Annotated in this window: 1 protein-coding gene; it reads left to right on the top strand. The window is 67.8% G+C overall.

The genetic code is table 11. The features are described from left to right. On the top strand, positions 1–255 hold a 255-nt coding region (locus IB268_RS30960; RefSeq protein ID WP_192355308.1), incomplete at both ends, for a VCBS domain-containing protein.

The raw sequence follows: 255 nt of genomic DNA, 5'->3' as shown, positions 1-255 counted from the left end.
CCAAGCCCGACACCGCTTCCGTCACGGAAGACACCGCACTGACCGCCTCCGGCAACGTCATCAGCGGCACCGGCGCCGACACCCTCGGCGCGGACGTCACCAACGTCGTGGGCGTGGCCAAGGGCACCGTCCCCGCCGGCCAGAACGTCACCGGCAACGTCAACACCGCCGTCAACGGCGAGTACGGCAAGATCGTCCTCAAGGCCGACGGCACCTACACCTACGAGCTGAACAACAACGACCCGCGCGTGAACG

This window comes from Achromobacter sp. ACM01 (genome assembly GCF_014851745.1).
Lineage (GTDB): Bacteria > Pseudomonadota > Gammaproteobacteria > Burkholderiales > Burkholderiaceae_B > Achromobacter > Achromobacter aegrifaciens.
Note: the sequence above shows the minus strand (reverse complement) of the source record. Positions and strands in the feature narration are given on the sequence as shown.